Below are 20,882 nucleotides of genomic sequence, written 5' to 3'. Positions count from 1 at the left end.
ATCACTACCTTTGCGGACGGAGAAACGAAAAATCAATAAAAACAAGATACACATGAATATAGTAGACAAACTGACCGAATCCGTCCAAAAGGGCGTCAAAGAGCTGTATGGCCAGGAAGTTCCGACCCAGATGATACAGCTGCAGAAGACCAAGAAAGAATTCGAAGGTCACCTGACACTGGTGGTATTCCCGTTTCTGAAACTCTCAAAGAAGGGCCCTGAACAAACGGCCCAGGAAATCGGCGAGTACCTGAAACAGCACGAAACGGCTATCGCCAGCTACAACGTCATCAAAGGTTTCCTGAACCTGACCATCGCTTCGGACGTATGGATTGAACTGCTGAACCGTATCCATGCAGACGCACAATGGGGTATCCGCAAGGCTGCCGACGACGCTCCGCTGGTAATGATTGAATACTCTTCGCCGAACACCAACAAGCCGCTGCACCTGGGACACGTGCGCAACAACCTGCTGGGTAACGCGCTGGCCAACATCATGGCTGCCAACGGAAACAAGGTGGTGAAGACAAACATCGTGAACGACCGCGGTATCCACATCTGCAAGTCCATGCTGGCATGGCTGAAATACGGCAACGGTGAAACTCCGGAATCATCGGGCAAGAAGGGTGACCACCTGATAGGCGACTATTACGTGGCGTTCGACAAGCACTACAAGGCTGAAGTGAAGGAACTGATGGCCCAATACCAGGCAGAAGGAATGAACGAAGAGGAAGCCAAGGCAAAGGCCGAAGCCAACTCGCCGCTGATGCTGGAAGCCCGCGAAATGCTCCGCAAGTGGGAAGCCAACGACCCGGAAGTACGTAGCCTGTGGAAGAAGATGAACGACTGGGTATACGCCGGTTTCGACGAGACCTACAAGATGATGGGAGTCAGCTTCGACAAAATCTACTACGAATCACAGACATATCTGGAAGGAAAAGAAAAGGTGATGGAAGGCCTTGAAAAAGGATTCTTCTACCGCAAGGAAGACGGTTCCGTATGGGCCGACCTGACTGCCGAAGGACTGGACCACAAGCTGCTGCTCCGTGCCGACGGTACTTCTGTATACATGACACAGGATATCGGTACTGCCAAACTGCGTTTCCAGGATTATCCGATCAACAAGATGATTTACGTGGTAGGTAACGAACAGAACTACCACTTCCAGGTATTGTCTATCCTGCTCGACAAACTGGGCTTCGAATGGGGAAAAGATCTGGTACACTTCTCTTACGGAATGGTGGAACTGCCGGAAGGTAAGATGAAGAGCCGTGAAGGTACGGTAGTAGATGCCGACGACCTGATGGAAGCCATGATAGAAACTGCCAAGGAAACCAGCAACGAACTGGGCAAGCTGGACGGCTTGACGAAGGAAGAGGCTGATGACATCGCCCGCATCGTGGGTCTGGGTGCCTTGAAATACTTCATCCTGAAAGTGGATGCCCGCAAGAACATGACCTTCAATCCGAAGGAATCCATCGACTTCAACGGAAATACCGGTCCGTTCATCCAGTATACCTACGCACGTATCCAGTCTATCCTGCGGAAGGCTGCCGAGGCAGGTATCAGCATTCCGGCTGTTATCCCGACCGGCATCGAACTGAGCACCAAGGAAGAGGGCCTCATCCAGATGCTGGCCGATTTCACCAACGTAGTGGCACAGGCCGGAACAGACTACAACCCGTCTATCCTGGCAAACTATGCGTACGACCTGGTGAAGGAATACAACCAGTTCTACCACGACTTCAGCATCCTGCGTGAAGAAAACGAAGCCGTGAAGATATTCCGCCTTGCACTGAGCCAGAACGTAGGCAAGGTAGTGAAACTGGCGATGGGTCTGCTGGGAATCGAAGTTCCGGAACGCATGTAATTTCAGACATCTCTTTTTTATACAAAAGCCCGGCCACAACCGGGCTTTTGGCGTTTCCGGACTGACCGACTCTGCCCCTACAGCGTACATCAACGAACTAAAAAACGTAAAATTAAAAGAACCCAACAACTAAATTTCGTACTTTTGTCCATCAAAATACCACACATGGCCAAACAGAAATATTACGTTGTATGGAAAGGCGTCAACCCCGGAGTGTATACCTCCTGGACAGACTGCCAGCTTCAGATAAAGAACTACGCGGGAGCCCTCTACAAATCGTTCGAGACCCGTGAAGAAGCGGAAGCCGCACTGGCTTCTCCCGCTCATCATTACCTACATCCGTCGAAGGAGAAGGCTCAGAAACCCGTAGGAGAGCCTCAACTGCCCGAAGGATTCGATCTGAACTGTCTGGCCGTAGATGCTGCTTGCAGCGGGAATCCCGGTCCCATGGAATACCGGGGAGTCTATCTGCAGACCGGACAGGAGGTCTTCCATTTCGGACCGGTACACGGGACGAACAACATCGGAGAGTTCCTCGCCATCGTACACGGACTGGCCCTGCTGCAGCAAAAGAACCTGCAGATGCCCATCTATTCCGACAGCCGAAATGCCTTGAGCTGGGTCCGCCAGAAAAAATGCAAGACCAAACTGGAGCGTACCCCAAAGACCGAGCAGCTTTTCCAGCTCATCGAACGGGCCGAGAACTGGCTCCGGACACATACTTACACCACTCCTCTGCTGAAATGGGAAACCGAACGCTGGGGAGAAGTTCCCGCCGATTTCGGCCGCAAATAAATCACTGTCATGAAAAAAAGAATCGTATTTCTACTGCTGATATTTCTGAGTTTCTGGGGAGGCTTCCTCCTGCAGAAACCGCTATTCATGCTCTACAACGGAGCCATCGGAAAAGGCACGGCACTGGCTGACTATTTCCGGGTACTGTATCACGGTGCCAGCCTGGACGCCGCTACTGCCGGTTACCTGACTGCCATCCCGTGGCTGGTTATCCTCATCAGCTTCTGGCTGAAGCGCGTACCGCTCCGGAAGATACTGGGCGGCTACTACCTGCTCATCGCTTTGATAGTAAGCTGTATCGGCATTGCCGACATGAGCCTATACCCTTTCTGGGGGTTCAAGCTGGACGCTTCCATCTTCCAGTACCTGGACTCGCCCAAGAATGCCATGGCCAGCGTATCGGCCGGATTCATCGCCCTACGCATCGTATTTATCCTGATACTGGCAGCCCTGCTGAGCCTGTGGTGGTTTACTGTCACTCCCCAAAAACTGGAAGCTGCCCGCCAACGTCTGGCTGGGACCGGCCTCACCCTGCTGCTGGGAGGTGTACTGTTCATCATCATCCGGGGCGGCGTCACCGAATCGACTTCCAACATCGGACAGGCTTACTTCTGCAACGATGAATTCCTGAACCATTCGGCTGTAAATCCGGCCTTCAGCCTGTTGGCCTCAGCCGGGAAAACCCAGAAATACGAGGAGATGTTCGATTTCTTCCCGGAGGAAGAACGGAAATCACTGTTTGAAGGGCTTTATCCTACCCAAGGAGAAAACACCGTAGAACTGCTGAATACCCGCCGTCCGAATATCCTGGTCATCCTGATGGAAGGCTTCGGAGGTGTATTTGTAGAGCCGCTGGGGGGAGTGCCGGATGTCAGTCCGAACCTGAACCGTCTGGCGAAAGAAGGTATCTTCTTTACGAACTGCTATGCCAACAGCTTCCGTACCGACCGCGGTACGCTCTGCACATTCAGCGGTTACCAGAGCTTCCCCACCCTCTCTGTCATGAAGATTCCGGCCAAGAGCCGTACCCTACCCGCCCTGGCCGAGAAACTGGTGAAAGAGGGGTATCAGACCGATTTCCTGTACGGGGGTGACATCAACTTCACCAACATGAAGAGTTACCTGTTGGGCAGCGGTTACCAGAAACTGACTGCCGATGTAGATTTCCCGCTGTCGCAACACCAGAATGCCTGGGGAGTAAACGATGATGTAACCTTCGATTACCTGTATAATGTCCTGAAGGAACGGAAGACCGGGCCTTGGCACACGGCTTTCCTGACCCTGAGCAGCCACGAACCGTTCGAGGTGCCTTACCACCGCCTGAACGAGAACATACCGAACGCTTTCGCCTTTACAGACGATTGTCTGGGCAAGTTCATCGACCGGATGAAACAGCTTCCCCAGTGGAAGGACTTGCTGATAATCTGCCTGCCGGACCACGGTTTCTACTACCCGCGCGAAGGTTTTGCTCAGTCTCCACGCATCCACCACATCCCGATGCTCTGGTTGGGTGGAGCCGTCAAACAACCGATGGTGGTAGACAAGCTGATGAACCAGACGGATCTGGTGGCCACACTGCTGGGACAATTAGGCATGGAGCACCAGGAATTCAATTTCAGCCGGAATGTTTTGGGCAAGGAATATACCTATCCTTTTGCTTATTATACGTATAACAATGGGGTAGCTTTCATCGACAGTACCGGGGTAACTGTACTGGACAATAACTCCGGACAAACGGTTATGGATGAACCTGTGCCCAGTGAACGCCGTCTGAAGCTGGGGAAGGCTATCCTGCAAAGTTCGTATGATGATTTGGGGAGGAGGTAATCTCTCTCTTTACTTTTTCTTTTTGACGACAAAAAGAAAAAGGTAACAAAAAGAAAAACCGCCGGCTTCCGTTTTGAGGCGGCTGCGAAGCGTTTCCCGTCGGAAGCGCAGGAACTCGCTTCGCTCAAACAGCCTGCGCTTCTTTTCGCCGGGACCCACTTCTCCGCTCCTTCGCCTCAAAACTAAGGCCGGGACCAATTAGTATTCCAGTCAATCAACCTGATAACTAGTCTCTGCCCAATCTGGCGTAGACTAACTTTCACCGGGACCCACTTCTCCGCTTAAACTAAGGCCGGGACTAATTAGGATTCCAGTCAATCAACCTGATAACTAGTCCCTGCCCAATCTGGCGTAGACTAACTTTCACCGGGACCCACTTCTCCGCTTAAACTAAGGCCGGGACTAATTAGGATTCCAGTCAATCAACCTGATAACTAGTCCCTGCCCAATCTGGTGTAGACTAACTTTTGGCTTATAAACTCTAACTGTTTATTATACTTCCCCTTTTTATTCCACGAATTTGATTTTCGTCAGGTCACGGGGCTTAGCTGCGGGGGCTTCATCGGGATAACCGAAAGCTATGCAGTACAGCAGTTCATAGCCTTCGCTGAAACCGAGCTGCTTCAGGTATTCGGCTGCCGCCGGACTCCGCATGAAGGCTGCCGGACTTCCCAGGCAACAACTGCCGATGCCCATGGACTGGGCAGCCAGCATCATGTTCTCACTGAGCAGACCACAGTCAAATTCTGCCGAACCTGACTGTACATCCCGGCCTATAAAAACTACGGTTGGCGCATTACGGAACATATTCTTGAAATTCGGGTCCTCAGCTGCTTTCGGTTGCTCTTTCTTATACAGTTCCGTTACCCCATTAATGAAATCCGGATTATCCACTACACGAACTTCCCACGGCTGACGGTTCATAGCATTCGGTGCATTGACACCACATTCCACAATCGTCTGCATCTTCTCCCGTTCTACCGGCTGCGGTTTGTACTTCCGTATGCTTCGACGTTCCATGATAGTTTTAACAACAGCTTCCGACTGGCTCATACCTTCAACACCCTTTACAGTTTCCTGTTGTGAAACAGAAGAAGTACACCCTGCTACTGTGCACAAGCATAAAAAGCCTGCAATAGCTCTCAAATAGTTCATAATCAATGATAGTTATGTTATAAATATTATTCGTATTCCTGACTCTCAACCAAACCTTTCTCAACTCCTACTTCCAGGCTGTCTAAAGCAACTCCGGTTTCTTCCAACTGCTCAAAAAGAACCTCACCACAATTCTGAAGAACGGTAGCAGCATATTGCCCTTGCACCTTACCCAGTTCTTCCAACTCTTCTTTTGTCAAATCATCATATGACTTAATTTCATCCAATAACCGGTTAAAACGCTCATTCGCTTTTTTCCACTGCTCTGAGGTATATCCCTGACTTTCTTTCCTAATTTCTTCCACAAAATTCTTTAAACCATCAACACGACTGTCAGCTGAATGACACGCAGAAAAGCACAAGAGCACTACAACAGATAAGGAAATAATAAGATATCTTTTCATAGTTATCGATTATATAATAAAGCACTTTCTGCAAATATAACGGGATTAAAAGAAGAAACAAAAAAAGGAGTCCCGAAAATCGGAACTCCTTTTTCATTATTTAGCGTTAATTCTTGCAAATTACAACTTCGGACCAGCAGCAACCAAAGCCTTACCAGCTTCGTTTCCAGTGAACTTAGCGAAGTTCTTGATGAAACGACCAGCCAAGTCTTTAGCTTTTTCGTCCCACTGAGCAGCGTCAGCGTAAGTATCACGAGGATCAAGGATCTTCGGATCAACACCCGGCAATTCAGTCGGAACAACGAAGTCGAAGTAAGGAATAACCTTAGTAGGAGCCTTGTCGATAGAACCGTCCAGGATAGCGTCGATGATACCACGAGTATCGCGGATAGAGATACGCTTGCCAGTACCGTTCCAACCAGTGTTAACCAAGTAAGCCTTAGCACCAGTCATTTCCATCTTCTTAACCAGTTCTTCTGCATATTTAGTAGGATGCAAGCTCAAGAAAGCAGCACCGAAGCAAGCAGAGAATGTCGGAGTCGGTTCAGTGATACCACGTTCTGTACCAGCCAACTTAGCAGTAAATCCTGACAGGAAGTAGTACTGAGCCTGAGCCGGGTTCAGGATAGATACAGGAGGCAATACACCGAATGCATCAGCAGACAAGAAGATAACCTGCTTAGCGTGAGGACCCTTAGAAACCGGTTTAACGATGTTTTCAATGTGGTGGATAGGATAAGAAACACGAGTGTTTTCAGTTACGCTCTTATCAGCGAAGTCAATCTTACCGTTAGCGTCTACTGTTACGTTTTCCAACAGAGCGTCACGTTTGATAGCGTTGTAGATATCCGGTTCAGATTCCTTATCCAGGTTGATAACCTTAGCGTAGCAACCACCTTCGTAGTTGAATACACCTTCGTTATCCCATCCGTGTTCGTCATCACCGATCAACTTACGTTTCGGGTCTGTAGACAAAGTAGTCTTACCAGTACCAGACAAACCGAAGAAGATAGCTGATTCAGTTTCGTCCATGTTAGTGTTAGCAGAGCAGTGCATAGAAGCGATACCACGCAACGGGTTGAAGTAGTTCATCATAGAGAACATACCTTTCTTCATTTCACCACCGTACCAAGTGTTCAGGATAACCTGTTCCTTAGTAGTCAAGTTGAAGACAACTGCAGTTTCTGAGTTCAGACCCAGTTCCTTGTAGTTTTCAACTTTAGCCTTAGAAGCGTTGTAAACAACGAAATCAGGTTCGAAGTTTTCCAACTGTTCCTTAGAAGGACGGATGAACATGTTAGTTACAAAGTGAGCCTGCCATGCAACTTCCATGATGAAACGAACTTTCAAGCAAGTAGCTTCGTTGGCACCGCAATAACCATCTACAACATACAATTTCTTGTTAGACAATTCTTTTGCAGCCAAGTCTTTCAATACATTCCAAGTTTCTGTAGTTACAGGCTTGTTATCGTTTTTATATTCTTCTGAAGTCCACCATACAGTATTTTCACTTGTAGCGTCTTTTACCAAGAATTTATCTTTAGGAGAACGACCAGTGTAGATACCAGTCATTACGTTTACTGCACCCAGTTCAGTTACCTGACCTTTTTCGAAGCCTTCCAAACCAGCTTTTGTTTCTTCTGCGAACAATACATCGTAAGAAGGATTGTGTACAATCTCAGTGGTACCAGTGATACCGTACTTAGTAAGATCTAAATTTGCCATTGTTCAAATGATTAATTTGTTATTATATCAAATGTCTATTTTTCTCAGAATATCAAGGCCTATCTCGCTTTCAAGGTGATTTTCAACATCTCCCTTGTCTTAGGCGCTACAAAATTAACGGATTTATTTGAAACGGAAAACAGAATAGAGAAAAAAATCCGTAATCGTAAAAGATTTATACTTGTGTAACATATTTGCCAATTGCAGATTGCAAATCTTAAAAAACAGCACTGGATTTAACAGAAAACATCCTCATGTCTTAAAGAAAACGAACAAACGTTTTACCCAAGACATGAGGACGTTTTGTATCAAACGAACGGACGTTTGTTTTCATACGAACGTTCGTTTTTTATACAATAGAAACTGACTTAATAGCCCAGCTCGTAAGGTTGCTTCACTGCCGGAATTCCGTCTTTCATCCAGGCCGGCATGGGTTCTCCCTTCAGGTAGTGATTGAAGAACTGGAACATGCGTTTCTGGAAATCGAGCTTGTTGGCCAGACGCAACGGCCAGTGGGGCTCGCCCGGATAGTTCAGCATCCAAGCCGGCTTCTGCAGACGCTTCAGCGCCACGAAATATTCGATTCCCTGATACCAGGGCACATGTCCGTCGCTATCGTTGTGCATGATGAGAATCGGTGTCGTCACCTTATCTATCAGGAACAGCGGTGAGTTCTCGAAATAACGGACAGGACCGCTCCACGGGGTGGCTCCCAGACGGCTCTGCGTATGTTCATACTGGAAGGAACGGTTCAGTCCCGAGCCCCAGCGGATGCCCCCGTAGGCACTGAACATGTTCACTACCGGCGCCCCCGACTCGATGGCCGCGAACTTGCCGGTACGGGTAGCCAGGTAGGCCACCTGATAACCGCCCCAGCTATGCCCCTGTGCTCCGATGTGACTGCTGTCGACAAATCCCTTGGATTCAACCATTGAAATACCCGGCATCAGGCAGTTGTAGCAGCTCTCTCCCGGATAACCGTCGCGGTAACGGATATCGGGATTAAACACCAGGTAACCGTTGCTTAAATACAGGTGATAATCAATGGTAGAACGATGGGCTTCCGGTGTACGGTACTGGTACAGTGTCTCTGAATTCCGTTCGTAGAAGTTGACCACCATCGGGTATTTCTTCGCAGGATCGAAATTGGCCGGCTTGTAGAGGATACCTTCCAGCGGGGTTCCATCGAAGGAAGTCCACGATACCAGTTCGGCACTCCCCCACAGGTACTCATCCTGCTGACGGATGCCGTGAGTCAACTGTACCGGTTTCTTACAGGTCAGGTCTGCGCTCCAGACATCCGGATAAACGTCGAAACGTTCACGGGTATAGAGCAGTCTGTCAGCCTCAGCCGCTTTCTGTACCTTGCCGAAACGGTAATCACCGCCCAATACCTGTTGGGGAGCCTTGGAACCACCCAACACCGTGCGATAGACTGCCGTCGTCTTCCGGGCTTCGTGGAAACCGGTAAGTACCTGCGCACCGGTCAAGGACACAGCCTCAGTTTCCGGATCAAGGTCAACCCAAGTATAGCGGATACCTTCCGCACGGCCGTTGCGGGTCAGACAGACAGGGGCATCGTTTCCCTGCGGGTCGAGCGACCAGATATCGTAGCGGTCGTTCACCAGCAGACGTTCATCTCCTTCGGTCCAGCCGGTTACTCCGTACGGAGCCGGATAATCGGGGACATCGTTCTCCTCGTCCCATACCGGATACTTCAAAGCAACTGTTACCGGGACCTTCTTTCCCGTCGCCAGTTCGATAGTATACCAGCAACTGTCCGGCGCACAATAGCCGTACGCATAACGGCCGGCAGGTGACAGACGGTAAGAAGTATAATCGGCAGTACTTACGGGTTGGCGTGTCCCGTCGGCCAAAGACACCCGGTAATAATCGGAACGGGTACGGCCTTCCCACATGGAAGCCAACGAATACGGACGGGAGGTGAAAACCAAGGCCCACTCACCAGCCCCTTTCGGTGCCAGCTGGATATCCGGTGCCAAAGTATCGGCCAACTGTACCAATCTCCCGGCAGCCACCTGATACAAGGCCCGGTAGGTCCGTTTCTGTTCATTCTTCAGGTTGTACTGCTGCACGGTATACTGCACCGGCTCATCCCAACTCCACACCTGTACATTCGGGCGGTATTCATCCAATACGGTCGTATCTTTCTCCAAAGGCTTCGGAGCAGTGCCCAGAAAAAGACGGCTACCGTCTTCCGAAAAGCTCAGCGCTCCATTCGGACTGATGACCCAACCGGCCGGTACACCGGGAGTAGCGGTAGTGACAGCCTCACGAGCCTCCCCCATCCCCGTAGAGAGCCACAGGCTGGATGCAGCAGAAGCCTCTTTCTTCGAATCGGCATACAGGAAAGCCAACTGACGTCCTTCCTTATCGAAGGTGCAGCCGCTGAATACCCCTTTGCCAGCCTTCAACAGCTTAGGCTGAGTCAGTCCGGCTGTCCACCCATACAGCCCCGGACGAATACCGTCCAAGGAATCGGCCGTAATGAAATAGAGGGAAGCCCCCTCTGCGGAGAATCCGTAAGCCGAGACGTTCGGAAGCGTCAGACGTTGGGTACCGTCCAACGAGGCGACATAAAGCACCGAATCCTTCCGCCCCTGCTGATAGGCTATCCAATCGGCCTTTCTGGCCAAGCGGTAGGATTTCAGGGAATCCACCTTCCAGGAAGTCTTTCCCTGCAGGTCGTGTATCGTCAGGACATTCATCGGCATCTGTTCCTTCTTCACTTTCTTCAGTTTCAAGGAATCGGTCAGCGAAACCGGCGGAACTTCTTCCTGTACCAGATAACGGGAAGAGGCAGTAAACTCGAACTTACCCGCCGGCATGGTAGCAAACACCTGCTTACCGTCGGTTGCGGTGTAGACTTCCACCCGGGAATCTCCCTGCCAGGGAGTAAACTGCACAGCCACCCATTTACCGTCGTCGGAAACAGACTGCCGTGTTATCCGCTCCCATTTCACCAGATCGTCCGGGGTAAACGCTCGCTGTGCCCACAATGAGAATGCAGGGAATGCCATGAACAGCCCTGCCAAAAACATGCGATATTTCATAAACTTGCTCTGATTAATGATTTCATTTGCAGACAAAAATACGAAGAATTTGCCAATTTTGCTGACAAAGGAACAGAAGTTCCCCCCAACTACGATTAAAAAACGACATGCAACCGCCTTGTCTGTTCGGATACCTCTCTATCAAGTATAAAAAATCCTCCTGCCAGCCTTCCTTGGTAGAAAGCGGACAGGAGGATAACTATTCGTATCCGGATAACCGGTTTATTTCACTGACGGTAACAGGGACTATTTGATTTCCCAAGTATCATTTGTATCGAGCAGTTCTGCAAAACTGTGATATTTCTTCTTGGCAGAAACTTCTTCTATCTGGGCGGCTACGGCCTGGTCATAGGTAGGTGCTTCCACGTCGCGGATGACTCCAAGGGCAATCGGAAAATCAGGACCTTCCATCAAGGCCAGTTTCAGTTGCAAGGTATTGTCCATGCAGTGAGCGTCGTGAACCAGAATGTCTTTTTCGGTGATTCCGTTCTCTCCAAGCTTCACCACCTTCAGTCCGAAACCTTCCTGCATCAGACCGAACTCCTTGTTCGGGCCGAAAAGCATCGGCTTGCCATGTTCCAGATAGATGGCATTCTTCTCACGGTCTTCTTTCTTGGCGATGGCATTGTGGGTACCGTCGTTGAAGATGACACAGTTCTGCAGCACTTCCACTACGGATGTTCCCTTATGCTTTTCGGCTGCCTTGAGGACTTCTACCGAAGGATTTCCATCCACAGCCGCACAACGGGCAAAGAAACGGCCACGTGCACCGAAACAGAGTTCTGCCGGGTGGAACGGGTCTTCTACGGTTCCGTAGGGAGAAGACTTGCTGACAAATCCTCTTTCCGAAGTAGGCGAATACTGTCCCTTGGTCAATCCATAGATGCGGTTATTCAACAGGATGATGTTGATATCCACATTTCTACGGATGGCATGGATAAAGTGGTTACCACCGATGGCCAGTCCGTCACCGTCGCCTGATATCTGCCAGACGGTCAAGTTGGGATTGGCTACCTTCACTCCGGTAGCGATGGCTGCCGCACGTCCGTGGATGGTGTGCATGCCGTATGTATTCATATAATATGGCAGACGCGAAGAGCATCCGATACCTGAAATTACTGCTATATCCTTAGGAGCTGTACCAATTTCGGCCAGAGCCTTGTGGAATGAGTTCAAGAAAGCATGATCGCCACATCCCGGACACCAGCGTGGCTGTCCAGCCTTATAGTCGGCTGCTGTATATTTTGTTTCGCTCATAATTATTCCTCCGTGTTTCTTTATTTTTCGTCCATGATTTTAGTGAAAGCGTCAACCAGTTCCTGTACAACGAACGGTTGTCCCTTTACCTGATTGAACTGATGCAGGTGAAGGCCTTCTATCTTCATGCGGAGATAACCTGCCAACTGGCCCATGTTCTGTTCGGCCACTACAATCTTCTTGTACTTACGAAGCACTTCGACTGTATTCTTCGGAAGCGGATTGATGTAGCGGAAGTGTGCAAGAGCGGTCTTCCGTCCCTGCTTGTTCAGTGTATCCATGGCCGAATGGAGATGTCCGTAGGTTCCTCCGAAACCGACAATCAGCAGGTCGGCATCTTTGTCGCCCTCTACTTCCAGCAGCGGAAGGGTATCAGCTATCTTCTGAACTTTCTCGGCACGGAGCTGTGTCATAAGATGATGGTTCTCAGGTTCAGTAGAAATAGCTCCGGTTTCACTGCTCTTTTCAAGACCACCAATACGATGCATAAACGATTCTGTTCCAGGTACAGCCCAATAACGGACACCTGTTTCATGATTACGCAAGAAAGGTGTCCAGTAGGATGCCATATCCGGAGTTACGTATGGAGGACAGATATCCGGATATTCTGCAAGGTCGGGCAAGCGCCATGCAGCCGAACCGTTGGCTATATAAGCATCTGTCAACAGTACCACAGGAGTCATGTGCTCAAGCGCAATCTTACAGGCAGTATAAGCTGCGTTGAAACAGTCGGTAGGCGAGGTAGCAGCAATCACAGGCATCGGACTTTCACCGTTACGGCCATACAATGCCTGAAGTAAATCAGTTTGTTCCGACTTGGTCGGTAAACCGGTTGAAGGTCCTCCACGCTGTACGTTGATAATTACCAGCGGAAGTTCTGTTATCACAGCCAGGTTCATGGCTTCGCTCTTCAGACATACCCCCGGTCCGGAAGTGGTAGTTACTGCAAGAGCACCCGCAAACGAGGCACCTACAGCCGAAGCACATCCAGCAATTTCATCCTCACATTGCACCGTCTTTACACCGAGCGATTTATGTTTTGCCAACTCATGAAGTATATCTGTAGCCGGAGTAATAGGATAGGATCCCAAATATAACTGTAATCCTGCTTTTTCAGCAGCAGCCATCAGCCCGTAGGCTGTAGCCTTGTTACCATTGATATCCATATATCTTCCTGGCCTTTTCTGGTCCTTGCACGGTACACGATAACTCATCGACACAGAAGCATGGGTATTCGCACCAAACTGGTAGCCTGCATAAAGTACCTGCACATTAGCCTCAGCTATCTCAGGTTTCTTGGCAAACTTGTCACGCAACAATTTCTCGCCGACCTTGATATCGCGCTGGAACAACCAGCACACAAGTCCCAAGGCAAACATATTCTTGGTACGCAGGATGGATTTATTATCCAATCCGCTTTCTTTCAAGCATTCCTTACACATTGTTGTGATAGCTGCCTCTACCACTTCGTTCTTGATACCTAATTCCGAGAACGGATTATCTAACTGGAATTTTGCTTTCTCCAGATCACGTTTTGTAAAAGAATCTGTATCAATGATAATAACAGCCTGCGGCTTACAGAACTTATACTGTGTCTTCAAGGCGGCAGGATTCATCGCAACCAGTACATCACATTTATCGCCCGGAGTATAGACTTTACCTGAACCGATATGTACCTGAAAACCGGATACTCCCGTCAACGAACCTTGCGGGGCACGGATATCTGCCGGATAATCCGGGAACGTACTGATATCATTTCCCTCGGTAGCCGAAATATTAGAAAACATATTGCCGGCCAACTGCATGCCATCGCCGGAGTCGCCCGAAAAACGGACTACTACATTATCCAGCTCTTTGACAATCATTTCTTCTGCCATAATATATCATTTAAAGTTCACAAAATCAATGGCTACAAAAGTCGTGAAGTTCTGTCAAAAATCAAAATAAAAACGAAAAATTTTATCGTATAAAAACAATCTGTTGAAAATTCTGATACAAAAATATTGTTTATCCCTAAAAAAGGCGTACATTTGCAATCGCTGCCCTTGTAGTTCAACGGATAGAATAGAAGTTTCCTAAACTTTTGATAGGGGTTCGATTCCCCTCGGGGGTACTTTCTCGGGTAACGAGAAAAAACACTCTTCCTGTCGCTATCGACAAACATCTCCCACACCTTTTTTTATTGACCTATTTCCCGATTCTGAATCATCAAGAACGGACATAGCTGCCTATTCCGGCCATTATTGTCTACCAATGTACCCACAATCCTTGCCTGATTCAGCAACCCTATAAATCAAAAATGGCTGCCCCAAACGAGACAGCCATTTTCAATTATAATCGTCTTATAGCTTCCATCAAGCCTTTGCATCTTCAGCAGGTTCTACTTCACCTTCGGGCAATTTATGTCCCATAGTCAGGTAAGCGACCGAAGCTGCAACGAACAATGAAGACAATGTACCGATAACCACACCCAGAATCATGGCGAAAGCAAAACTACGGATACTGTCGCCACCCAGGATAAAGATACTCAACAATACAATCAATGTACTCAGTGAAGTATTGATGGTACGGCTCAGGGTCGTATTCAACGAATCATTGAACAGACGGGCACGGTCACGCTTCGGATACAGGTGGAAGAACTCACGTACACGGTCGAAGATAACCACCTTATCGTTGATAGAGTAACCGATAGCCGTCAGGATAGCACCGATAAACGTCTGGTCGATTTCCAGTGAGAACGGCATCCATCCGTGACACAGAGAATAAGCACCGATAATCAGGATGGTATCGACAGTCAATGCTACGGTAGCACCGATACTGAAGGCAATGTTACTGAATCGGATCAAGATATATACACCGATAACAATCAGAGCCAGTACAACTGACCAGATAGCCGATGTCTTGATATCGTCAGCAATACTTGGACCTACTTTCTGTGAACTGATGATAGAACCGCCGGCACGATTATCACGGTCAATAAAGATTTCAAGAGTAGTGCCTTCTCCCAACAAGTTACCGTCTTTCAAAGCCTGATACAGGAACTCTTCGATTTCGGCATCGATAGTCGGAGAATCTTCTTCAATACGATAGTTGGTAGTTACACGGATAGTCTTACCATCAGTACCCAAAGCAATAGCCTGGACATTGGCATCACCGACTTTTGGCTGAAGCAGAGCACGGACAGTTTCCGGCTGCACAACCTGTTCAAACTGAACTACAAAGTTACGTCCACCGGTGAAATCAATACTCTGAGCCAAACCACGTGTAAAGAATGAAATGATGCAAACCACAATAATAATGCCCCAGATAGTAAATGCACGTTTGGTTACTCCCATGAAGTTATAGTGTACATTCTGCATCAAGTTCTTCGAAATACCGGTTGTAAAGGTCAGGTTCAACCATTTTTCCTTGTTCATGTAGTGTTCGTAAACCACACGAGTCAAGAATACGGCAGTAAAGAATGAACAGAGAATACCGATAATCAAAGTAGTAGCAAAACCACGGATAGGACCGGTACCGAAGTTGAACAGGATGATACCTGTCAGGATAGAAGTCAAGTTAGAGTCGAAGATAGCAGAGAACGCGTTGGCATAACCTTCAGACAAAGCTTGTTTGGTTCCCTTACCGGCTCTCAGTTCTTCCTTGGTACGCTCATAAATCAATACGTTCGCATCCACAGCCATACCCAATGACAGTACCATACCGGCGATACCTGACATGGTCAATGCGGCCTGGAACGAAGAAAGGATTCCCAATGTAAAGAAGAAGTTGAAAATCATGGCGATGTTGGCAATCATACCCGGAATCAGTCCGTACATCGCACACATGTAAATCATCAGGACAATCAGAGCCACGATGAAAGAAACAATACCCTGATTAATGGATTCCTGACCCAGTGACGGACCTACGATGTCTTCCTGTACGATACGTGCAGGAGCCGGCATCTTACCTGATTTCAATACGTTAGCCAAGTCCTTGGTCAGTTCCGGAGTAAAGTTACCGGTAATCTGAGAATTACCGCCAGTAATTTCACCGTTTACGCGCGGAGCACTGTATACATATCCATCCAAAACGATGGCAATTTCCCGACCGATATTCTGTTTGGTCAGCTGAGCCCAACGACGAGCACCTTCCGTATTCATTGACATGCTTACACAAGGTTTGTTGAACTGGTCGTATTCATCTCTCGCATCCGTCACGACATCACCTTCCAGCGGAGCACGTCCATTACGTTCAGTAGACTTGATAGCATAAAGTTCGAACATACGTCCACTCTTATCCATATCAGAAGCCTTCACACCCCACATCAGTTTCAGATCACGTGGCAACAGTTCCTTCACACCCGGCATAGTCAGGATGCGATTGACTGCGGCAGTATCCTGATAATCGGCAAAACCGACGATAGAACCTACTCCACTCTGGTTCAGAGCCAGATTGGCCAACAGCGGATGATCTTTCTTCTGCTGTTCAGCGTTAGAAGTAGACTGGACTGTTTCACCTTTCAAGGCAGCGGCCAAGCTGTCTTTGGCAGAAACAGCAGCTGTTTCCTTATCCACAGCAGCAGTATCTACAGCCACAGAATCAGCGGCAGTTCCGGATAAGATGGTTCTGGCCTTTGCGTCGACATTAGCCAATACCGGAATAATATCTTTCGCTTCGTAGGTTTCCCAGAATTCCAGGTTGGCAGAACCTTGCAACAGCTTTCTTACACGTTCCGGTTCCTTGATACCTGGCAGTTCGACCATGATACGCCCCATTTTACCTTCCAAAGTCTGGATATTCGGCTGAGCCACACCGAAACGGTCGATACGTGTACGCAATACATTGTAAGAGTTATCTACAGCAGCTTTTACTTCCTCACGCAATACAGCTTCTACCTGAGCGTCTGTACTACGGGTATTTACTTTGTCCTTCAGCTGCTGAGTAGCGAACAGTTCAGCCAACTTTCCTTCCGGAGCCTGCTTCTTATATTCTCTGACGAACAGGGTAACGAAGTCTTCCTGACTGGTAATCTGCTGCTTGGCAGCCTCATCCACTGCTTTGTTAAACGCTTCATCTGTCTTGTGGTCTGCCAGTGTTCTCACAACATCCGGAACAGATACTTCCAGAATGACGTTCATACCACCTTTCAAGTCCAGACCGAGACCGATCTCCATCTCACGACACTGTTTCAGGGTATAAACCCCCAACCAAACCTTCTGATTCTGCATAGAATCAAGGTAGTGTGCCGCTCCCTTCGGGTCTTCGGCCGCCTTGTTCATCTGATAGCGGGTCACGAAGGAGAATGAGAGGTAAAAGACACACGCAAGGGTCAGCAATACCGCAAAAACCTTTACAAATCCTTTGTTTTGCATGTTACTTTAATTTATTTTTATTTACTTTTTGATTAAATACGTTTATTCAAGGTTGCAAATATAGGTTTTTTTCCCGTTACACACGGAAAGTTTTTTAAATATTTAGGCCTAAATGAACAAAAAAGCCCTGAAACGGAAAACATTGCGGTCTTCCGCACGCAAAATCCACATCTGCAACCCGAATCACGTATGCGAATCAAAAATGCGAACAAATCATTTCAAGCCACGGTTCTTCAACAAGGGTTCCAGGCTAGGCTGTGCTCCGCGGAAAGCTTCATAAAGCTTCATCGGATCGTCCGAACCACCTTTTTCGAGGATATTCTGACGGAAAGCTTTTGCCGTAGCTGGGTCGAAGATTCCATGTTCCTTGAAAGCCTCAAACGCATCTGCATCCAGACGTTCGGCCCACAGGTAGCTGTAATAACCGGCATCGTAACCACCCATGATATGACGGAAATAGGTTGCACGATAACGTGGAGCAATCTGCGGAATCAATCCCAGTTTATCCATCACCTGCTTTTCGAAAGCTACGACATCCAGTCCCTCGGTGGTGGTCAGGTTGTGGAATTCCATATCCAGCAAAGCGGCTGCCAGCAATTCGGTAGTCATAAAGCCCTGATTGAACAATGCCTGGTTTTCGATTTTAGCAACCAGTTCATCCGGAATGACCTCACCGGTCTTATAATGACGGGCATATACTTTCAACACTTCAGGTTCTACGGTCCAGTGTTCCATAATCTGTGAAGGGAGTTCCACGAAATCCTGTGCAACGGCTGTTCCGGAAACGCCTTGATACTTACACTGCGACAACATGCCGTGCAAGGCATGGCCGAATTCATGGAACATCGTCTTTGCCTCATCAATGGTGAGCAGAGAAGGAGTATCGCCGGCCGGTTTGGTAAAGCTGGCCACATTGTAAATCAATGGACGGACACCCTCTTTCTGTTCACGGAAATTGCTCATCCAGGCACCGCTCTGCTTGCTGGCGCGCGGCATGAAGTCGCAATAGAACAATCCCAGAAAAGAACCGTCGGCATCGTTTACGATGTATGTCTTCACATCCTTGTTATAGACAGGTACCGTATCGGTCGGTGTCAAAGTAATGCCATACAGCTTGTTCACTACGTAGAACAATCCTTTCTGCACATCTTCCTGACTGAAATACGGCTTGATTTCATCCTCGTTCAGGTTATACTTCTGCTGACGCAACTTTTCAGCATAATACCACCAGTCCCAGGCTTCCAGTTTCTCACCTTTTCCTTCCTTGTCCATAATCTGCTGCAATTCGGCAGCCTCCTTCTTGGCATTCTGGATGGAATATCCCCACAGGTTATGCAGGAAATCGAGTACATTTTCCGGAGTCTTCGCCATATTGTCGGCCAATACGTATGCGGCGTATGTATCATATCCCATCAGTTGGGCCTTCTCCACACGGAGGGTCAGAATCTTCTTCAGAATCTTCTTGTTGTCGTTCTCATTACTACGGTTACCCAAGGAAGTGTAAGCCTGATAAATCTGCTTGCGCAGTTCACGGTTCTGTGCATACTGCAACAACGGTGTACGGCTGGATTCCTGCAGCGTAAATACCCATTTTCCTTTTTCGCCCTGAGCTTCCGCTTCACTGGCTGCCCCTGCAATCACCGCTTCGGGCAGACCGGCCAAATCTTCCTGTTTATCGACTACCAGCTTGAAGGCATTGTTATCAGCCAATACATGGTTGCTGAATTCAATGGTCAAGGTAGAGAGTTCCTTGTTGATTTCGCGCAGACGAGCCTGCTTTTCCTTATCGAGAGCAGCTCCCGAGCGTTCGAACGCCTTGCGGTATTTCTCCAGCAAGTAATGCTGTTCGGTTGTCAGTTGGATAGCACCGGATTTTTCCTGTTCGCAAACCTTGGCCACCCGCTGGTACAGGGCTTCATTCAAATAGATATTGTCACTGTGTTCAGACAGCATCGGAGCGATTTTCGACTCCAGAGCCATCAGTTCGTCATTGGTATCGGCCGATGTCAACGCAAAGAAAACGCCTGATACACGGTTCAGAATTTCACCGCTGTTGTCTAAAGCCACAATGGTGTTCTCGAAAGTCGGTGCCTCGGGATTCTCCACAATCGCCTTGATTTCTTGATTCTGTTGTTCGATACCTTTCAGGAAAGCCGGCTCATAATCGGCCAACTGAATCCGGTCAAAGTCAGGAGAGCCATACGGAGACTGGAATTCCGAAAAGAACGGATTCTCCGATTCGGTCGACTGCTGACTACATGCACATACCATACACGTCATAGCTGCTGCAATTACCAAATTTTTCATAAACTTCTCATTATATATTATTAGATTCATTCTTCGCCTTTCTTTTCCAGAAGACACCACAACGGATAATGGTCGGACGCATCAATGGAATTATCCACCTCACATGCCAGCACCCGGAATACCGGACTGGCGAACAGATGGTCTATCCGGAAATACAGGTGATTCCGGTTGTATGAAACCCCTACGCCGGAACCTCTTTCTACAAACGCATCCTGCAACCCTTCTCCAATTACCCGATGCGCATACGACAACGGAGAATCGTTGAAATCACCACATACCACTGTATACTTATAAGGGTGCTCCTTTACATACTTAGCTACCGAATCGGCTTGAGGGGCACGGATGGCAACTGCATCCGCCAACTTATGAAGCAAGTATTTACCGCCTTCCTTCACTTTCTCTTCATCCGGTTTCTTCAGCATATCGGTATACACTTCCTTATCGTGCGCATCCAGTTTATTCGATTCCAAATGATTAATTACCAAGAGGAGTGTATCTTGTCCGAACTCCAAGCGGAAGGCTCCACTACCGTTATTGGCGCTTTCATACGGAATACGTTTTGTGCCCAGAATCGGGAAGCGGGAAAAACATCCCACTCCATTCCCCCCGGAGAACTTCATCGTTTCGGCGTAAGGATATACCTTTTTCAATTCTTTTTTCAAGGTCTTATTGTCACAAGGAAACTCTTGTAGACATACGATGTCCGCATCACTCTGAAGCACATAATCCAGAATCGGGTTCACCTCTTTACCTTCTTCATCTTTTTCGGGATGCATACCCAAGGTATTATAGGTCAAAACCTTAATGACTTCTCCCTTCGGTTCATCTGCCTTTGTGAACTGCCACGGCAGGTAGGTGGTCAACGCTCCCCAGCCTAACAGAAAGACACAAAGCGGGAACAAGGCATAACGTTTTCTGACCAGTAACCAGAACACACAGAAAGCCGCATTCAAGGCCAGGAAAATGGGAAAGAATAATCCCGCACAAGCCCATCGGGGATGATGTACCGGTGAGATATAAGGACTGTAGGCACAGATAAGGAACCCTACCGCTACCAGCCCGTTCAACAGAAAGGCCGAAAGCCGGAATACATGTCCAACAATCTTCATGACAA

General features: G+C 48.3%; 12 protein-coding genes and 1 tRNA gene. 4 read left to right on the top strand and 9 right to left on the bottom strand.

Annotated features, from left to right (window positions below; translation table 11 throughout):
* The first annotated feature begins 52 nt into the window (after positions 1 to 52).
* The 3 genes from argS to C510_RS0111725 all read left to right on the top strand — a co-directional run bounded on the left by argS (position 53) and on the right by C510_RS0111725 (position 4,492).
* The gene (gene argS, locus C510_RS0111735) at positions 53 to 1,870 is read left to right on the top strand and encodes an arginine--tRNA ligase (RefSeq protein ID WP_018711538.1); all 1,818 of its coding nucleotides are present in this window, start codon (positions 53 to 55) and stop codon (positions 1,868 to 1,870) included.
* Between the two features lie 165 nt (positions 1,871 to 2,035).
* Positions 2,036 to 2,665 carry a ribonuclease H1 domain-containing protein gene (locus C510_RS0111730; protein ID WP_018711537.1) on the top strand — a complete coding sequence of 210 codons (630 nt, stop codon included), beginning with the start codon at positions 2,036 to 2,038 and terminating at the stop codon, positions 2,663 to 2,665.
* A gap of 9 nt (positions 2,666 to 2,674) precedes the next feature.
* A complete protein-coding gene (locus C510_RS0111725) occupies positions 2,675 to 4,492 on the top strand; it encodes an LTA synthase family protein (RefSeq protein ID WP_018711536.1) in 1,818 nt (605 codons plus the stop codon).
* Between the two features lie 507 nt (positions 4,493 to 4,999).
* Here the strand turns inward: C510_RS0111725 and C510_RS0111720 are convergent.
* From C510_RS0111720 to C510_RS0111690, 6 genes are all read right to left on the bottom strand, one after another.
* Positions 5,000 to 5,647 (bottom strand): nitroreductase family protein, encoded by a 648-nt coding sequence (locus C510_RS0111720; protein WP_018711535.1) that lies wholly within the window; start codon positions 5,645 to 5,647, stop codon positions 5,000 to 5,002.
* 26 nt (positions 5,648 to 5,673) lie between these two features.
* The gene (locus C510_RS0111715) at positions 5,674 to 6,051 is read right to left on the bottom strand and encodes a DUF6565 domain-containing protein (RefSeq protein ID WP_018711534.1); all 378 of its coding nucleotides are present in this window, start codon (positions 6,049 to 6,051) and stop codon (positions 5,674 to 5,676) included.
* Positions 6,052 to 6,171: 120 nt separating this feature from the next.
* Positions 6,172 to 7,776, bottom strand: coding sequence for a phosphoenolpyruvate carboxykinase (ATP) (gene pckA / locus C510_RS0111710; RefSeq protein ID WP_018711533.1), 1,605 nt, complete (start codon positions 7,774 to 7,776; stop codon positions 6,172 to 6,174).
* Between the two features lie 368 nt (positions 7,777 to 8,144).
* Positions 8,145 to 10,850: an alpha/beta hydrolase family protein gene (locus C510_RS0111705; RefSeq protein WP_051086644.1), complete on the bottom strand. Its 2,706-nt coding sequence runs from the start codon at positions 10,848 to 10,850 to the stop codon at positions 8,145 to 8,147.
* A gap of 246 nt (positions 10,851 to 11,096) precedes the next feature.
* Positions 11,097 to 12,107 carry a 2-oxoacid:ferredoxin oxidoreductase subunit beta gene (locus C510_RS0111695; RefSeq protein ID WP_018711530.1) on the bottom strand — a complete coding sequence of 337 codons (1,011 nt, stop codon included), beginning with the start codon at positions 12,105 to 12,107 and terminating at the stop codon, positions 11,097 to 11,099.
* A 20-nt stretch (positions 12,108 to 12,127) separates the two neighbouring features.
* A complete protein-coding gene (locus tag C510_RS0111690; protein WP_025892589.1) occupies positions 12,128 to 13,984 on the bottom strand; it encodes a 2-oxoacid:acceptor oxidoreductase subunit alpha in 1,857 nt (618 codons plus the stop codon).
* Positions 13,985 to 14,148: 164 nt separating this feature from the next.
* Between C510_RS0111690 and C510_RS0111685 the strand changes: the two genes are divergently transcribed.
* Positions 14,149 to 14,220, top strand: a tRNA-Arg gene (locus C510_RS0111685).
* Positions 14,221 to 14,461: 241 nt separating this feature from the next.
* Here the strand turns inward: C510_RS0111685 and secDF are convergent.
* The 3 genes from secDF to C510_RS0111670 all read right to left on the bottom strand — a co-directional run bounded on the left by secDF (position 14,462) and on the right by C510_RS0111670 (position 20,877).
* Complete coding sequence (gene secDF / locus C510_RS0111680) at positions 14,462 to 17,461, bottom strand: protein translocase subunit SecDF (RefSeq protein WP_018711528.1); 3,000 nt, start codon at positions 17,459 to 17,461, stop codon at positions 14,462 to 14,464.
* Between the two features lie 213 nt (positions 17,462 to 17,674).
* Positions 17,675 to 19,768, bottom strand: coding sequence for a M3 family metallopeptidase (locus C510_RS0111675; RefSeq protein ID WP_025892591.1), 2,094 nt, complete (start codon positions 19,766 to 19,768; stop codon positions 17,675 to 17,677).
* A gap of 26 nt (positions 19,769 to 19,794) precedes the next feature.
* Entirely contained in the window at positions 19,795 to 20,877 is a 1,083-nt protein-coding gene (locus C510_RS0111670; RefSeq protein ID WP_018711526.1) for an endonuclease/exonuclease/phosphatase family protein, read from the bottom strand.
* Positions 20,878 to 20,882 lie beyond the last annotated feature (5 nt).

The sequence above is a fragment of the Phocaeicola barnesiae DSM 18169 = JCM 13652 genome, from assembly GCF_000374585.1.
In the GTDB taxonomy this organism is placed as follows: domain Bacteria; phylum Bacteroidota; class Bacteroidia; order Bacteroidales; family Bacteroidaceae; genus Phocaeicola; species Phocaeicola barnesiae.
Note: the sequence above shows the minus strand (reverse complement) of the source record. Positions and strands in the feature narration are given on the sequence as shown.

Bases quoted from the DNA above. Each gene is read 5' to 3' on its own strand.
- C510_RS0111730 (WP_018711537.1), top strand. From the start codon at position 2,036: ATGGCCAAACAGAAATATTACGTTGTATGGAAAGGCGTCAACCCCGGA.
- C510_RS0111675 (WP_025892591.1), bottom strand. From the start codon at position 19,768: ATGAAAAATTTGGTAATTGCAGCAGCTATGACGTGTATGGTATGTGCA.
- C510_RS0111725 (WP_018711536.1), top strand. From the start codon at position 2,675: ATGAAAAAAAGAATCGTATTTCTACTGCTGATATTTCTGAGTTTCTGG.
- C510_RS0111670 (WP_018711526.1), bottom strand. From the start codon at position 20,877: ATGAAGATTGTTGGACATGTATTCCGGCTTTCGGCCTTTCTGTTGAAC.
- C510_RS0111715 (WP_018711534.1), bottom strand. From the start codon at position 6,051: ATGAAAAGATATCTTATTATTTCCTTATCTGTTGTAGTGCTCTTGTGC.
- pckA (WP_018711533.1), bottom strand. From the start codon at position 7,776: ATGGCAAATTTAGATCTTACTAAGTACGGTATCACTGGTACCACTGAG.
- C510_RS0111695 (WP_018711530.1), bottom strand. From the start codon at position 12,107: ATGAGCGAAACAAAATATACAGCAGCCGACTATAAGGCTGGACAGCCA.
- C510_RS0111690 (WP_025892589.1), bottom strand. From the start codon at position 13,984: ATGGCAGAAGAAATGATTGTCAAAGAGCTGGATAATGTAGTAGTCCGT.
- argS (WP_018711538.1), top strand. From the start codon at position 53: ATGAATATAGTAGACAAACTGACCGAATCCGTCCAAAAGGGCGTCAAA.
- C510_RS0111705 (WP_051086644.1), bottom strand. From the start codon at position 10,850: ATGAAATATCGCATGTTTTTGGCAGGGCTGTTCATGGCATTCCCTGCA.
- C510_RS0111720 (WP_018711535.1), bottom strand. From the start codon at position 5,647: ATGAACTATTTGAGAGCTATTGCAGGCTTTTTATGCTTGTGCACAGTA.
- secDF (WP_018711528.1), bottom strand. From the start codon at position 17,461: ATGCAAAACAAAGGATTTGTAAAGGTTTTTGCGGTATTGCTGACCCTT.